This window comes from Arsenophonus endosymbiont of Bemisia tabaci Q2, from assembly GCF_902713415.1.
Taxonomy (GTDB): Bacteria; Pseudomonadota; Gammaproteobacteria; order Enterobacterales; family Enterobacteriaceae; genus Arsenophonus.
In genome coordinates this window covers 1-1,264 of record NZ_CACTIE010000235.1, presented here as the reverse complement: position 1 = coordinate 1,264, position 1,264 = coordinate 1, and the positions used below count along the sequence as shown (strand labels likewise).

Annotated in this window: 2 protein-coding genes; both read right to left on the bottom strand. The window is 33.6% G+C overall.

The window, feature by feature from the left end; all coding sequences use genetic code 11:
• Nucleotides 1-747: 747 nt before the first annotated feature.
• Nucleotides 748-894 carry a hypothetical protein gene (locus ARSQ2_RS10480; RefSeq protein ID WP_238334464.1) on the bottom strand — a complete coding sequence of 49 codons (147 nt, stop codon included), beginning with the start codon at nucleotides 892-894 and terminating at the stop codon, nucleotides 748-750.
• A gap of 31 nt (nucleotides 895-925) precedes the next feature.
• A partial coding sequence (locus ARSQ2_RS10475; RefSeq protein ID WP_202880420.1) for a hypothetical protein occupies nucleotides 926-1,264 on the bottom strand: 339 nt, incomplete at its 5' end.

Below are 1,264 nucleotides of genomic sequence, written 5' to 3'. Positions count from 1 at the left end.
CATGTATCGACATGTCTTTAAAGTCGATCCACTTGCTTGTCTCTTATGCGAGAAAAAATTAATTTTCGCGGGCATGAATTTTGGATTGAAGCTTAAAGAGCTGATGGCGCGTCACGATGACTTGGCACGTTTGCGGGGGCAATAAAAACTCACTATAGGGTAGATCTATCTTTTGTTCAAAACTGATTAATAATTAATCGTTTCTTAACCATCTATTGTGTTCATTCTCTTCTTCATCTCAACCTTCAAAAATAATTCTGGCAAAACTTAGAAAAAATAAAAATGGTTTTATCATGGCATAGGTTAATTAGTAACCTTTTCTGCTATTAATTTATTATATAGCTGGGGGACTTTAAAATGATTACAAGTAATTACTCTATATCAGTAAATTTATATTGAAGAAAAACATATATTTTGTAATCAAAATTAAGACGGTTAGCTATACATCAAGAATTTCAATCAGCAGTTGCTCTGCTCATGCAGTTCGAGCTGGCTGAAGGCGATTTTTTACGTGGAATACCGTCCATCTTGTACTCAGCGGACAGCACGCTATCCAGCATCACCTGATAATTGAGGTGCGCTTCAGTTTTCATCACAACAAAGAGTTTTTCGAGTTCTTCAGTGGACTGCGCTTTCTGGATTTGATGTATAGCTAAGCGACTTAATTTTGATTACAAAATATATTTTTCCCCAATATAAATTTACTGATATAGAGTAATTACTTGTAATCATTTTAAAGTCGCCCAACTATACAAAATACGCATTCAGCTCCATCAGTTCAGCATAAACAAAACTGCCAGCACCTTGCCAATTAACCTCTTTAGATATACCGCCTTGTTCGCCATCAATAACTTTTTGCAATCGTGGAATAGTAATATCATTAATATAATCCATTTGCTTGATACCGATATAATGGCGCCCCATTTTATGGGCTACTTGCGGCAGTGGTGCCACTACCTAAATGAAAATCTAATATTAAGTCACCTATTCCTGTTGTTGCCCTTATTATTTTAAATAAGTTTTTCAGGTTTAGCATAAGAAAAAGAACGATTTCCAAAAATTTCATCAATATACTTATTTCCTTTAGTGTTTCAAATCCATTTTCTAAATTAATTAAAAAGTCACTAGATATATAACTTTTTTTACCCTCATCAGAACTTTCAAAAACGCGCATAGCAGGTTTTGTTATATTTAACATATCATAATCATTAGGGAAAACAATTTTTCCTTGGTTATAACAACCTGGAAAAATCTCTTTCGTTAC

Coding starts and splice junctions, on each gene's coding strand:
- ARSQ2_RS10480 (WP_238334464.1), bottom strand. CDS start 894: ATGGATTATATTAATGATATTACTATTCCACGATTGCAAAAAGTTATT.